General features: G+C 73.9%; 9 protein-coding genes and 1 riboswitch. Of the genes, 5 read left to right on the plus strand and 4 right to left on the minus strand.

Translation table 11 applies throughout. The features are described 5' to 3' along the window. Positions 1-112 precede the first annotated feature (112 nt). Positions 113-1,390: a hypothetical protein gene (locus AB4K12_RS12760; RefSeq protein WP_368434303.1), complete on the plus strand. Its 1,278-nt coding sequence runs from the start codon at positions 113-115 to the stop codon at positions 1,388-1,390. Between the two features lie 29 nt (positions 1,391-1,419). Continuing rightward, positions 1,420-1,941 (plus strand): GNAT family N-acetyltransferase, encoded by a 522-nt coding sequence (locus tag AB4K12_RS12765; RefSeq protein ID WP_368434459.1) that lies wholly within the window; start codon positions 1,420-1,422, stop codon positions 1,939-1,941. Between the two features lie 137 nt (positions 1,942-2,078). Here AB4K12_RS12765 and AB4K12_RS12770 read toward each other — a convergent pair whose 3' ends face one another. Genes AB4K12_RS12770 through AB4K12_RS12780 form a run of 3 tightly spaced genes read right to left on the minus strand, consistent with a single transcriptional unit; the run spans position 2,079 to position 5,649 of the window. Further along, positions 2,079-3,629: a precorrin-2 C(20)-methyltransferase gene (locus AB4K12_RS12770; RefSeq protein ID WP_368434304.1), complete on the minus strand. Its 1,551-nt coding sequence runs from the start codon at positions 3,627-3,629 to the stop codon at positions 2,079-2,081. Then, positions 3,626-4,267 carry a precorrin-8X methylmutase gene (locus AB4K12_RS12775; protein WP_368434305.1) on the minus strand — a complete coding sequence of 214 codons (642 nt, stop codon included), beginning with the start codon at positions 4,265-4,267 and terminating at the stop codon, positions 3,626-3,628. Before AB4K12_RS12775 ends, AB4K12_RS12770 begins: the two co-directional genes overlap by 4 nt. Further along, positions 4,264-5,649, minus strand: a complete 1,386-nt coding sequence (locus AB4K12_RS12780; RefSeq protein WP_368434306.1) for a cobalamin biosynthesis protein CobG — start codon at positions 5,647-5,649, stop codon at positions 4,264-4,266. The genes AB4K12_RS12775 and AB4K12_RS12780 overlap by 4 nt, the downstream gene beginning before the upstream one ends. A gap of 114 nt (positions 5,650-5,763) precedes the next feature. Beyond that, positions 5,764-5,915: riboswitch (cobalamin riboswitch) on the plus strand. Between the two features lie 98 nt (positions 5,916-6,013). On the opposite strand from AB4K12_RS12780, the gene cobN reads away from it, so the two are divergent. The 3 genes from cobN to AB4K12_RS12795 all read left to right on the plus strand — a co-directional run bounded on the left by cobN (position 6,014) and on the right by AB4K12_RS12795 (position 11,702). Further along, positions 6,014-9,649, plus strand: a complete 3,636-nt coding sequence (gene cobN / locus AB4K12_RS12785; protein WP_368434307.1) for a cobaltochelatase subunit CobN — start codon at positions 6,014-6,016, stop codon at positions 9,647-9,649. Between the two features lie 77 nt (positions 9,650-9,726). Beyond that, positions 9,727-10,983 (plus strand): VWA domain-containing protein, encoded by a 1,257-nt coding sequence (locus tag AB4K12_RS12790; protein ID WP_368434308.1) that lies wholly within the window; start codon positions 9,727-9,729, stop codon positions 10,981-10,983. Continuing rightward, the gene (locus AB4K12_RS12795) at positions 10,983-11,702 is read left to right on the plus strand and encodes a hypothetical protein (protein ID WP_368434309.1); all 720 of its coding nucleotides are present in this window, start codon (positions 10,983-10,985) and stop codon (positions 11,700-11,702) included. The genes AB4K12_RS12790 and AB4K12_RS12795 overlap by 1 nt, the downstream gene beginning before the upstream one ends. Before the next feature lie 91 nt (positions 11,703-11,793). On the opposite strand, the gene AB4K12_RS12800 is transcribed toward AB4K12_RS12795, so the two are convergent. Then, positions 11,794-12,771 (minus strand): serine protease, encoded by a 978-nt coding sequence (locus tag AB4K12_RS12800; RefSeq protein ID WP_368434310.1) that lies wholly within the window; start codon positions 12,769-12,771, stop codon positions 11,794-11,796. Positions 12,772-12,863: the final 92 nt, after the last annotated feature.

The following is a 12,863-nucleotide window of genomic DNA, read 5'->3' on the forward strand; positions in this document are numbered from 1 at the left end:
GAGCGGGCGCTGTGGGCGTCGAGGGACCGGACGTTCAGGCGGACGTTTTCATGCTCGGCACTAATCCAAGTAAGTACGGTGTGGAGGAAATCCGCGGTCGCGAGGAGAGCGCATGGCGGGCAGGACGATCAGCAAACTGACCCGGTTACGCCGGGCCGCCGGGTACACACAAGCGTCGTTCGTGGCGGCGCTCATCGAGGAGGCGGCGCGCCTCGGGGTCGTTGCTTCTCTCAGTGAGCGACAACTGCGCCGGTGGGAACGAGAAACGCCGCCGCCTCTGCCGCACCCGGGTCAGCAGGCTGTGCTGGAAGCCATGTTCGGCGTGCCGCTGGCCGAGATGGGGTTCGACGTCCCGAAGCGCCGTGTGACGGTTGCTATGCCGATCAGCGACGCTGGAGAGGTGAAGCGGAGAACGTTCGTCGCCGACGCTGGGGCACTCGCCGCAGCGACCCTTGTTCCTGTTCGACCGGGGCCGCGGTTCGGCATGTCCGACATCACCCGCCTGCGGTCGAGGCTCGACGGCCTGTACCAGACGGACCATACGGCGGGCAGCGTGCCGGCTATGGCGCAGGCGGGCCGTATCGATGGTGAGATTACGGACGCTCTCGGCGCTGCCTCGTGCACCAGCCGCATTGGTCGCGAGTTGCAGACGATGCTTGCCGAGCTGCATGGCCACCGGGCTTGGTATGGCTACGACGGTGGTCGTATTGATCAGGGGCGCGCCGCCTGCATGGAAGCGCTCGCCGCGGCGCAACTTGTCGATGATCCGGTGCTACAGATTTCCGTGCTCGAGACGCTGGTGCTTCTCGCGATCAAGGCGGAGCGAGCATGGGAGGCGGCGAGCGCGGTCGAGAACGCGTACCGGCTCGCCACGCGCGCGGGCGCCGGTCACACGGTGCACCTTGTGATCGCGCTGCGTGATGCGAACGTCGCGACCCACGCCGGAGACCTGTCCGGGGCGCGCCGCGCACTGAGTCGGGCCGTCAGACAACAGGGGCGCGCGGACACGGATGCCGAGGTGCCGAAGTGGGCCCGGTTCGTCGGCCCGTTCGAGGTCGACTACGCGACGGCGGACATGTACGTACGGGCCGAGCAGCCGAAACAGGCCGTGCCGTTCCTGCGCGCCGCCGTGCGCGGCATCGGCGGCGACCTGGCTCGCAACAGCGCCTCGTACCGCGTGAAGCTCGCAGATGTACTTCTCGCCGCCGGGGAGGTCGACGAAGCTTGCGCGGAGATGGGCGCTGCTCTCGACGCGTCCGGCGGTATCGCCTCTCCGCGGCTGCTGGGCAAGATCCGAGGGTTCCAGCGGGCCGTGGCCCGGGTCGACAGCATCGCGGCCCGTGAGTGCGGCGAGCGCATCCGTGAGACCGTCCGAGGAGGCACTACGTGACGCAGCAAGGGGCCATCACGGTGGAACGCATGGACGGCTCTGCCGCCGCTCGGGTCGAGGAGGCGTTCAGGCTGGTATACGCCGAGGCGTTCGCGGAACCGCCGTACAACGAGACCGCGGACGACGTGGCAGCCACCTTCCGGCGCTTCCGCTCTCAGACCCGCAAAGGCACCTTTCGTGCCGTTCTCGCCCATGCCGAGGGCGGCGAGCCGGTCGGCATGGCGTACGGCTACCCGCTCGGGCCCGACACGGGGTGGTGGGACCAACTGACCGACCCCGTGTCCGACGACATGCGGCGGGAAGACGGGCACCGCACCTTCGGGCTCATGGAGCTCGCTGTGCGCGGGCCGTGGCGCCGGCAGGGCGTCGCGCGCCGCTTGCACGAGGCACTGGTCGACGGCATCGAGGCGGAGCGCGTGCTGCTCAACGTCCACCCGGACAGCAAGGCGGCATCGGCCGCCTACCGGGCGTGGGGATACTGCAAGATCGGCGAGGCGCGCCCGTGGGAGGGCGCGGACCTCCATGACGTGATGCTGCTCGGTCTGCGCTGACACGCACGCCCCTCGCGCGCGTAGGGCCCGGTCGCCCCCCGCCCCCCCACGCGATGCCCCGCCCCCGGGCGGATGCGCTTGCCGGGGACGGGGACGGGGCACGGCGGGCGCCGTGCCGAAGGGGGCGGGGTCGCGCGTCAGCGCTCGGGGTAGCGGCGGGGGGTCCAGGCGATCTCTTCCGTGCCGGATGCGCCTCGTCGTACCGCCCGGGTCTGCGTGGAGCCCACGATCAGCAGGGTGCGCATGTCGACCTGTGCGGGGTCGAGTTCGCCGAGGCGGACGACGCGTACGGACTCCTCGGGGCCGCCCACGTCGCGGGCGAGGACCACGGGGGTTTCCGGGGTGCGGTGCTCGAGGAGGAGCTCGCGGGCCTTGCCGACCTGCCAGAGGCGGGAGCGGGAGCCGGGGTTGTAGAGGGCGAGGACCAGGTCCGCGGCCGCCGCGGCGCGCAGCCGTTCGGCGATGACCTCCCAGGGCTTGAGGCGGTCGGAGAGGGAGACGACGGCGTAGTCGTGGCCGAGGGGGGCGCCCGCCCGGGCGGCGGCCGCGTGGGCGGCCGTCATGCCGGGGACCACGCGCACCGGGATCTCGCGGTAGGGGTCCTCGGAGGCGACCTCCAGGACGGCCGTGGCCATGGCGAAGACGCCCGGGTCGCCCGACGAGACCACCGCGACCCGGCGGCCCTGGCGGGCGAGGTCGAGGGCGAACTCGGCGCGCTCGGACTCCACTTTGTTGTCGGAGGGGTGGCGGCGCTGGCCGGGGCGTACGGGCACCCGGTCCACGTAGGTGCTGTAGCCGACGACGTCCTGCGCCGCCGCCAGCGCGCCGCGCGCCTCCGGGGTGAGCCACAGCGGGCCCGCCGGGCCGAGCCCGACGACCACGACCTCGCCGGAGGCCGCGGGCTCCGGCTCGGTGCCGACGCGGCTCGGCAGCACCGCCACCGAGAAGTACGGCACCGACTCCGGGTCGATGTCCGCCAGCCGGCCCGTGCGCTCACCGCTCATCGTGGCGCGTTCGACGTACCGCGCCTCCTCCAGCCGGCCCGCCCGTTCCAGCGCGCCCCGCACCGCCGGGAACGTGCGGCCGAGTTTCATCACGACCGCCGAGTCGGTGGCGGCGAGCCGGGCCGCGAGCTCCTCCTCGGGCAGGGTGCCCGGCAGGATGGTGAGCACCTCCTCGGCCTCGACGAGCGGTTCCCCGAGGCGGGCGGCCGCGGCGCTCACCGAGGTGACCCCGGGCACGACCTCCGTGGGGTAGCGGTGGGCGAGCCGCTTGTGCATGTGCATGTACGAGCTGTAGAAGAGCGGGTCGCCCTCGGCGAGGACGGCCACGGTGCGCCCGGCGTCCAGGTGCGCGGCCAGCCGGGCCGCGGCCTCCTCGTAGAACTCCTCCATCGCGGCCCGGTAGCCGCCGGGGTGGTCGGTGGTCTCCGTGGTGACCGGGTAGACCAGCCGCTCCTCGATGTGGTCCGGGCGCAGGTGGCGTTCGGCGATCGAGCGCGCGATGCTGCGGCCGTGCCGGGCGCTGTGGTAGGCGACGACGTCGGCCGCGGCGATGGTCTCGACGGCCCGCAGGGTCATCAGTGACGGGTCGCCGGGGCCGAGCCCCACCCCGTACAGCCGGCCCGTCGTCCGCGGGTGCCGGTCGGTCTGCGGACGCCGCTCGGTCCGCGGGTGCTGCTCGCTCACTCTTCCTCGCTCGCTATCGCGTTGATCGCGGCCGCGGCCATGGCGCTGCCGCCCCGCCGCCCCCGCACCACCAGGTACTCCAGCCCCAGCGGGCTGTCGGCCAGCGCGTCCTTGGACTCGGCGGCGCCGATGAAGCCGACCGGGATGCCGAGCACGGCCGCCGGGCGGGGCGCGCCCTCCGCCACCATCTCCAGCAGGCGGAACAGCGCGGTCGGCGCGTTGCCCACCGCGACGACGGCGCCGTCCAGCTTCTCGTGCCACAGCTCCAGGGCGGCGGCGCTGCGGGTCGTGCCCATGCGCGCCGCCAGATCCGGAACCGCCGGATCGGCGAGCGTGCACAGCACCTCGTTGTCCGCGGGCAGCCGCTTGCGGGTCACTCCCGAGGCGACCATGTTCGCGTCGCAGAGGATGGGCGCGCCGGCGAGCAGCGCGGCGCGCGCCTTCGCCACCACGCCGGGGGAGTACGCCAGGTCCTTGACGAGGTCCGTCATCCCACAGGCGTGGATCATGCGGACCGCGACCCGGCTGACGTCGGCGGGCAGCCCGCCGAGGTCGGCCTCGGCCCGGATGGTGGCGAAGGACTGGCGGTAGATGGACGCGCCGTCCTTGTCGTAGTCGAACACTTGGCCCTCGTTCATGTCGTGGTACGGGCCGCCGCCACCGCGTCGGCCATCTCTCGCGCCGGCACCGTCCTCGCCGTCGCCGGTCCTCGCGCCGCATCGTCCCGCACGGCGAGCCGGTAGCCCTCGTCCGTGGCGAGCACGTCGACCCACCGGCCGCCGGGGTGCCCGCAGCGCCGCTCGCACCCGGACCAGTACACCGGCAGGACGTCCGCCCCGCCAGGGAGCGTCCCGGTGAGGCAGGCGGCCGCGTCGGCCCGTACGTCCGCGAGGGACTTCGCGCACCCGGGACGGCCCGCGCAGGCGCCGGCCCCGTGCCAGGGGGAGTCGGGGGAGACGACCAGGCCCGCGTCGGCGAACGCCGTGCGGTGGGCGGCGCCCGCCACGGCCGTCAGCCCCGGCACGACGATGCCGCGCCAGGGTGTCACACGCAGTTCGCCGTCGCCGTCCTGGGCGGCGGCACCGGCGACCAGACGCCACTGGCCCACGGTCAGCCGTCCCAGGGGCGCCGCCAGGGACAGCGCCCACCGCCCGTCCCGGCCGTGCACCGCGCCCGGCGGGGGCGCCGGGCCGTGGGGGAGCGTGAGGCGCGGTACGAGCGAGCAGGCGATCCCGGCGGCGGCGAGCCGCTCGGCCAACCGCTCGGGGGACGGCCGCTGTTCGGGGGCGAGGTCGCGTACGCGCCAGGCCCCGACGCCGCTCGCGCGCCGTGCCGCGAGGAACGCCCGCGCGGCGAGGAGGGCCGCGCGAGGGGCGTCGCCGGAGGCGAGGCGCACGGCGGGGCCGGCGGTGCCGAAGCACAGCAGGGCGTGCCGGCCGTCCCGCTCTGCGATCAACGTCACATCGGGCGCCAGAGCCACGATGTCGCCGCGGCCGTCGTCGAGACCGAAGAGGAAACGGCCCGACAATCCCGACAAGTCGCTTGTTCCTGCTTCGTCTTCTCCTGCGCCTTCTCCTGCGCCTTCTCCTGCGCCTTCTCCTGCGCCTTCTCCGGCGCACAGAAGCCCGTCCAGGGCGCGCGCCCAGGCCTGCACATCCACGCGCGCGTCGGTCCGCCCGTCATCCCGCCCGTCCAGCCCGCACAGCGGCGACGCCACCACGTTGCGGATCCGCTCGTGACGGTCCGACGGCAGCAGCCCGGCCGCGCGCAGCCGCCCTCCCAGGGCCGCGCCGCAGGCGTCCGGCAGGCCGCGCAGCTGGACGTTGCCGCGCGAGGTGATGTCGAGACGGCCGTCGCCCAGCTCCTCGGCCAGGCCGGCCAGCACCTCGGCCTGAACGGACGTCAGCAGACCGCCGGGCAGCCGGACGCGCGCCAGCGCCCCGTCGTCCGCGGCGTGCAGCCGCAGCGCGCCGGGGCAGCGGTCACCGCTCTCGCGGCCGGACGTGGGGGTGGCGGACATGGCCGCGAGCATACCGAGGGGCACCTCTCCGCGGCCCCGCCCGCCCCGGTTCGCCGGCTCCGGGCGGCAGGGGCGGGAGAACGGAACACGCGCTGGTCATCGGGGTTCCGCTCGCTACTATGGCTCATCGGCGGAGCCATGGGTCCGCCGGACGCCAGAGACGGCGACAGGGGAGGAAGCCGGTGAGACTCCGGCACGGTCCCGCCACTGTGAGCACGGCAGCGATGCCGGGCGAGTCAGGAACTCCCGCCGTCTTCCCACCGCCCGGGGCGCGGACCCCGAGGAAGGCCAGCCGCAGCATGCGCACGTTCCGGTGCCGCGCACCCCGGGCGACCCTCGAAGCACTCGCACTCGGGAGCGCCGCGTGATCCTTCTCCTGTCGACCTCCGACACCGACCTGCTCAGCGCCCGCGCGGCCGGCGGCCCGGTGTCCTACCGGCTCGCCAACCCCGCCCGGCTCGCGCTGGACGAGCTCCCGGCGCTCCTGGAGGGCACCGACCTCGTCGTCGTACGCCTCCTCGGCGGCCTCCGCGCCTGGCAGGAGGGCCTGGACCTGCTGCTCGCCGGCCCGCGGCCCGTCGTCGTCCTCACCGGCGAACAGGCACCCGACGCCCAGCTGATGGAGGCCTCCACGGTCCCCGTCGGCATCGCCGCCGAGGCCCACGCCTACCTCGCCCACGGCGGCCCGGCCAACCTCGAGCAGCTCGCCCGCTTCCTCTCGGACACCGTGCTGCTCACCGGCCACGGCTTCGAGCCCCCGGCCGCCGCCCCCGCCTGGGGCGAGCTGGAGCGCACCCCCAAGCCCGGCGCGAGCGGCCCGCTCGTCGCGGTGCTCTACTACCGCGCGCACCACATGAGCGGCAACACCGCCTTCGTCGAGGCCCTGTGCGGGGCGATCGAGGACGCCGGAGGCCGCGCGCTGCCGCTGTACGTCGCCTCCCTGCGCGCCCCCGAACCCGAACTGATCGACGCCCTGCGCGGCGCCGACGCCATCGTCACCACCGTCCTCGCGGCCGGCGGCACCCGCCCCGCCGAGGCCTCCGCCGGCGGCGACGACGAGTCCTGGGACGCCGGCGCCCTCGCCGCGCTCGACGTACCGATCCTGCAGGCGCTGTGCCTGACCGGGCCGCGCAGCGCGTGGGAGGAGAACGACGAGGGGCTCTCGCCGCTCGACGCCGCCACCCAGGTCGCCGTGCCCGAGTTCGACGGCCGCATCATCACCGTTCCGTTCTCCTTCAAGGAGGTCGACGAGGACGGCCTGCCCGCCTATGTCGCCGACATGGAGCGCGCCGCCCGCGTGGCCGGCATCGCCGTGCGCCACGCCCGGCTGCGCCACATCCCGGCCGCCGACAAGCGGATCGCCCTCGTCCTGTCCGCCTACCCCACCAAGCACTCCCGCATCGGCAACGCCGTCGGCCTCGACACCCCCGCCAGTGCCGTCGCCCTGCTGCGCCGACTGCGCGAGGAGGGCTACGACTTCGGCGACGAGGCCGTGCCCGGCCTCGCCTCCGGCGACGGCGACGAGCTCATCTACGCCCTCATCGAGGCCGGCGGCCACGACCAGGACTGGCTCACCGAGGAGCAGCTGGCCAGCAACCCGGTCCGTATCCCGGCCGCCGACTACAAGCGCTGGTACGCGCAGTTGCCCGCCGAGCTGCGCGAGGCCGTCGAGGAGCACTGGGGCCCGGCGCCCGGCGAGATGTTCCTCGACCGCAGCCGTACCGCCGAGGGCGACCCGGACGGCGACATCGTCCTGGCCGCCCTGCGCCGCGGCAACCTGCTGATCCTCATCCAGCCGCCGCGCGGCTTCGGCGAGAACCCCATCGCCATCTACCACGACCCCGACCTGCCGCCCTCCCACCACTACCTCGCCGCCTACCGCTGGATCGCGGCCTCCCGCGAGGACGGCGGCTTCGGCGCCGACGCGATGGTGCACCTGGGCAAGCACGGCAACCTCGAGTGGCTGCCCGGCAAGAACGCCGGCCTGTCCGCCGCCTGCGGCCCCGACGCCGCCCTCGGCGACCTGCCGCTGGTCTACCCCTTCCTCGTCAACGACCCCGGCGAGGGCACCCAGGCCAAGCGCCGCGCCCACGCCACCCTCGTCGACCACCTCGTGCCGCCCATGGCCCGCGCCGAGTCCTACGGCGACATCACGCGCCTGGAACAGCACCTCGACGAGTACGCCCAGATCTCCGCCATGGACCCGGCCAAGCTGCCGGCGATCCGCGCCCAGATCTGGACCCTGATCCAGGCCGCCCGCCTCGACCACGACCTCGGCCTGGAGGAGCGCCCGGACGACGACGGCTTCGACGACTTCCTGCTGCACGTCGACGGCTGGCTGTGCGAGGTCAAGGACGCCCAGATCCGCGACGGTCTGCACGTCCTGGGCGACGCCCCCACCGGCGAGGCGCGGGTGAACCTCGTCCTGTCGATCCTGCGCGCCCGCCAGATCTGGGGCGGCACGACGGCCCTGCCGGGCCTGCGCGAGGCACTCGGCCTGGACGAGTCGGCGGCCACGCGCACGACGGCGGACGAGGCGGAGGCCGAGGCCCGCGCCCTGGTGGAGGCCATGGAGGCGGCGGGCTGGGACCCGGCGGCGATCCCGGCTGTCGTGGGCACCGGTGTCGTGGGCACCGACCCCGCGAAGGCCGACGCCGTCGCGGCCATCCTCGACTTCGCCGCCCGCGAAGTGGTCCCCCGCCTGGCAGGCACGACCGCCGAACTCGACCACGCCGTCAAGGCGCTGTCCGGCGGCTTCGTCCCCGCGGGCCCCTCCGGCTCCCCGCTGCGCGGCCTGGTCAACGTCCTTCCGACGGGCCGCAACTTCTACTCCGTCGACCCCAAGGCCGTCCCCAGCCGCCTCGCCTGGGAGACCGGCCAGGCCCTCGCCGACTCGCTGCTCGAGCGCTACCGCACCGACGAGGGCGGCTGGCCCGAGTCGGTGGGCCTGTCCCTGTGGGGCACCAGCGCCATGCGCACGGCCGGCGACGACGTGGCGGAGGCGCTGGCCCTGCTGGGCGTCCGCCCGGTGTGGGACGAGGCGTCGCGACGCGTGACGGGCCTCGAGCCCGTCGCCCTCGAGGAACTGGGCCGCCCCCGCATCGACGTCACCCTGCGCATCAGCGGCTTCTTCCGCGACGCGTTCCCGCACGTCATCGGCCTCCTGGACGACGCCGTGCGCCTGGTGGCCTCGCTCGACGAGCCCGCCGAGCAGAACTACGTCCGTGCCCACGCCCAGGCCGACCTCGCCGCCCACGGCGACGAACGCCGCGCCACCACCCGCATCTTCGGCTCCCGCCCCGGCACCTACGGCGCGGGCCTGCTCCAGCTCATCGACAGCCGCGACTGGCGCACCGACGCCGACCTCGCCGAGGTCTACACCGTCTGGGGCGGCTACGCTTACGGCCGCGGCCTCGAGGGCCGCCCGGCCCGCGAGGACATGGAGACGGCCTACAAGCGCATCGCGGTCGCGGCCAAGAACACCGACACCCGCGAACACGACATCGCCGACTCCGACGACTACTTCCAGTACCACGGCGGCATGGTCGCCACCGTCAAGGCCCTCAAGGGCACCGCCCCCGCCGCGTACATCGGCGACTCCACCCGCCCCGAGACGATCCGCACCCGCACCCTGGTCGAGGAGACCTCCCGCGTCTTCCGCGCCCGTGTGGTCAACCCCCGCTGGATCGAGGCCATGCGCCGCCACGGCTACAAGGGCGCCTTCGAACTCGCCGCGACCGTGGACTACTTGTTCGGCTACGACGCCACCACCGGCGTCGTCCCCGACTGGATGTACGACAAGCTCGCCCAGACCTACGCCCTGGACCCGGAGAACCGCGCCTTCCTCCAGGAGGCCAACCCCTGGGCCCTGCACGGCATCGCCGAACGCCTCCTCGAGGCCGAGAGCCGCGGCATGTGGGCCAAGCCGGACGCCGAGACCCTCGAGGCGCTGCGGCAGGTCTTCCTCGAGACGGAGGGCGACCTGGAGGGCGGGGAGTAGACAGGACGCCCGGCCGGAGCGGGGCAGGCCCGCTCCGGCCATTTGGGTCCGCCACCCGGGATCACTAGGATCCTCGGATGATCATCACAAAACGGCTGGCGGTGGGGGCCTGTGCCCTGCTCGCCGCCCTGGCCGCGGGTGTCGTGCCGGCGAGTGCCGCCGACGGGCCGGCGAAGGAATCCCCGAAAGTCGAGCTGGTGCTGGACGTCAGCGGGTCGATGCGGGCCCGGGACGTGGACGGGCAGTCGCGGATGGCGGCCGCGCAGCAGGCGTTCAACGAGGTCATCGACGCGGTGCCGGACAACGTCCGGCTCGGCATCCGTACCCTCGGCGCCAATTACGCGGGCGACGACAAGGAGACCGGCTGCCGGGACAGCAAGCAGCTCTACCCCGTCGGGAAGGTCGACCGGACCGAGGCCAAGACGGCCGTGGCCACGCTGCGGCCGACCGGCTGGACGCCGATCGGGTACGCCCTGCGCGGCGCGGACCAGGATCTGGGGACGGACGGCGGTACGCGCCGGATCGTGCTCATCACCGACGGTGAGGACTCCTGCGGGATGCCCGACCCGTGCGACGTGGCGCGGGAACTGGCGGCCAAGGGCACGCACCTGACGGTCGACACGCTGGGCCTGACCCAGGACGACAAGACCCGTGAGCAGCTCAGCTGCATCGCCGAGGCGACCGGTGGCACGTACACCACCGTGCGGCACACCAAGGAGCTCTCCGGTCGCATCAAGCAGCTGGTGCGCCGGGCGGACACGCCCGTCGAGACGCCCAGGCCCGTCCAGGGCGCGAACGCGTGCTCGACGGCGCCCGGGATCGGCGCGGGGATCTGGACGGACCGTGCGACGTTCGGCGAGCACCGCTGGTACCGGGTCACGGTGAAGCCGGGCCAGGAGCTGCGGGCGTCCGTGAGCGTGGGCGCCGACCGCGCGGTGGACCGGGACTACGGGGTCCTGGTGCGCGCGGTGGGCGAGAGCGGGCAGGAGCTGGTGCGCGGTTCGGACGCGGGCAGCGGGCGTACCGATGTGATGGCGTCCGGGCTGAGGCTTCCGGTGTGGAAGGCGAAGGAGGACGACAAGGAGCCCAGGACCGTCTGCCTCGAGGTCTCCCACTCCTTCTCCGCTCCCGCCTCCGTCAAGCGCGACCCGGGGCTTCCCCTCGAGCTGGCCGTCGATGTGGTGAAGGCTCCCGACAACCCCTCCGACCTGGCCGCGTTCGGCCTGGGCCGGGGCTGGATCCTGCTGGCCGTGCTGGGTGTGACCGGGCTGCTCGCCGGACTGCTGTGGGGCTGGCTGGCCCGCTGGCGGGTCGCGGTGTGGAGGGAGAACTGATGCGACGCACGACACGTGCGCTGACCGCGCTCGCGCTGGCGGCAGCAGCCCTGATGGGCTCCGCGTCGGCCGCCACGGCCGACGACCAGGCGCCCACCGAGGCCGGCACCGCCTTCCGTACCGCGGTGGCGATCAAGCAGGACGAGAAGGCCACGGCCGACGCGTCCACGGGTGACTACCTGTACTGGCAGTTCCCGGCCGGCGCCGGGCAGCGGGCGACCGTCAAGGCGACGGTGAACCTGCCCGAGGCCTCGGCGCGGCACGGCGCCGCCACCTGGCAGCTCGACGTCTTCGACGGGCTGCGCCGCCGCCAGGCGTGCACCACGGGGGACCGGACCGCGCGGGCGTCCGAGCAGGACACCACGGTGGCCCTCAGCTGCACGCTGCGGACCGTACGGCCGTGGTCCGAGCGCTGGGCCAACGACCCGCTCCCCGGGGCGTACTACATCCGTCTCACCGTCGTCGACGTCCCCGACCGGGACCTCGGGCTGCCGGTGAAGGCGGAGGTGCGGGTGAGCGCCGAGGACGCGGGCGGGGCCCGTGCCGAGGGCGGCGCGCTCGGCGCGCCGCTGCACGCGGCGGCCGTCGCCGAGCCGGACGGCGGCTGGAACGGCGGCTGGTGGTCGGGCCGCTGGGGCTGGACCGTGGGCGGCGCGGTGCTCTGCGCGCTCGCGGCGGTCGGCGGCTACACCCTGACGCGGCACCCGCACCGCCGCTAGCCGACCCATCGGGACGGAGCAGGACGTAATAGGATGTAAAAGGCCGCATCCCGCACCGCGGGATGCGGCCTTCGTCGTGCCGGTGTCCGTGTCAGCGGCCGGCCGGGTCGTCGCCGTCGACGGCGCTCAGGTACAGGTCGAGCAGGTCGTCGTTGAAGTACGAGCTGTAGGAGATGTCCGGGGTGTCACCGCCGGTGTGGTAGCCGCCGATGACGCCGATCACCAGGTAGCCGGTCAGGCCGCGCACCAGGAACGGGCCGCCCGAGGTGCCCCCGATGTAGCCCGCGCAGGCGATCTCCAGGAAGTCGCCCGGTGCCTTGGGGTCGGTGCTGGTGTAACGGTGGGTGGAGGAGCGGCAGTCGAGCGGCTTGGGGTGGGTGGCGTCGCTGCTGCCCGGGTAGCCGATCAGGCGTACGTCCCCGTGGTCGTAGCCCGGGCGGACCGCCAGGTCGAAGCCGCCGACCGCGCGCTGCACGGGCGTTCCGTCGGCGCGGTCACCGAGCCGGACCACGGCGAAGTCCCAGCGCGCGCCGCCGTCGGTGCCCAGGTCGTAGTAGCGCTGGTCGATGTAGATGAGCTCGACGGGGAAGACGCCGTGGGGCTTGAGGCCGTCGTGGTACTGCGGCACGAACGACAGGTGCTTCTTCGGGTCGGGCGAGCGCAGGCAGTGCGCGGCGCTGACGACGAGGTCGCGGTGCGGGCTGCGCACCACCGTGCCGCCGCAGAAACGGCCGGAGTTCTGGCCGTCGGTCCAGAAGAACGTGCCCACTTGGGGCAGGCCGTCGAAGGGGTGGCTGGGCGGCACCGGATCGGACGACGGCTTGGAGGCGCTCCGCCGCATCGCGTCGGCGGCGGGCAGCGCGGCCCGCATGCGTTCGGCGGTCCAGTACGCGTCGGCGGACACGGCGGCCGGCACCGCCGAGGCGGCCGGGACCACGGTGGTCGCCGTGAGGAGCCCGGCGAGAAGGACGAGGACACCGCCGCGCAGGACGGTGGGTCTGTGCGCGAACCATCTGTGCGCTTGCGCGAACCATCTGTGCGCGAACCACTTGAGCCTCTTGAACCACATGAACGGTTCCTCCCTGGTGCGCGGACGACATGACAGGGACGTACGAGGTGAGCGTGCCATAGCCTGAGGCGGCAGTGTGGCGTCCGGGCCGT

The sequence above is a fragment of the Streptomyces sp. C36 genome (genome assembly GCF_040932295.1).
GTDB lineage: Bacteria > Actinomycetota > Actinomycetes > Streptomycetales > Streptomycetaceae > Streptomyces > Streptomyces triculaminicus.

Bases quoted from the DNA above. Each gene is read 5' to 3' on its own strand.
- AB4K12_RS12800 (WP_368434310.1), bottom strand. From the start codon at position 12,771: ATGTGGTTCAAGAGGCTCAAGTGGTTCGCGCACAGATGGTTCGCGCAA.
- AB4K12_RS12795 (WP_368434309.1), top strand. From the start codon at position 10,983: ATGCGACGCACGACACGTGCGCTGACCGCGCTCGCGCTGGCGGCAGCA.
- AB4K12_RS12775 (WP_368434305.1), bottom strand. From the start codon at position 4,267: ATGAACGAGGGCCAAGTGTTCGACTACGACAAGGACGGCGCGTCCATC.
- AB4K12_RS12790 (WP_368434308.1), top strand. From the start codon at position 9,727: ATGATCATCACAAAACGGCTGGCGGTGGGGGCCTGTGCCCTGCTCGCC.
- AB4K12_RS12780 (WP_368434306.1), bottom strand. From the start codon at position 5,649: ATGTCCGCCACCCCCACGTCCGGCCGCGAGAGCGGTGACCGCTGCCCC.
- AB4K12_RS12760 (WP_368434303.1), top strand. From the start codon at position 113: ATGGCGGGCAGGACGATCAGCAAACTGACCCGGTTACGCCGGGCCGCC.
- AB4K12_RS12765 (WP_368434459.1), top strand. From the start codon at position 1,420: ATGGACGGCTCTGCCGCCGCTCGGGTCGAGGAGGCGTTCAGGCTGGTA.